This is a genomic window from Sphingobacterium sp. HJSM2_6 (genome assembly GCF_049316305.1).
GTDB lineage: Bacteria > Bacteroidota > Bacteroidia > Sphingobacteriales > Sphingobacteriaceae > Sphingobacterium.
Map to the genome: position 1 here is coordinate 1 of NZ_JBMOXB010000079.1, position 233 is coordinate 233.

Below are 233 nucleotides of genomic sequence, written 5' to 3' on the forward strand. Positions count from 1 at the left end.
GCGGTCTGGACGGGACTCGAACCCGCGACCCCATGCGTGACAGGCATGTATTCTAACCAGCTGAACTACCAGACCAAAATTATTCATTAGGAATATTTTATAAGCTATAACTTCTCAAAGAATAGTACCAACATCTCCTGTATGGGAGGTGTAAAAGCGGTCTGGACGGGACTCGAACCCGCGACCCCATGCGTGACAGGCATGTATTCTAACCAGCTGAACTACCAGACCAA

General features: G+C 48.5%; 2 tRNA genes. Both read right to left on the reverse strand.

Annotated features, from left to right (window positions below):
• Window position 1 precedes the first annotated feature (1 nt).
• A tRNA-Asp gene (locus ACFRAE_RS17860) sits at window positions 2–75 on the reverse strand.
• A gap of 82 nt (window positions 76–157) precedes the next feature.
• Window positions 158–231 (reverse strand) — tRNA-Asp (locus ACFRAE_RS17865).
• Between the last annotated feature and the right edge of the window lie 2 nt (window positions 232–233).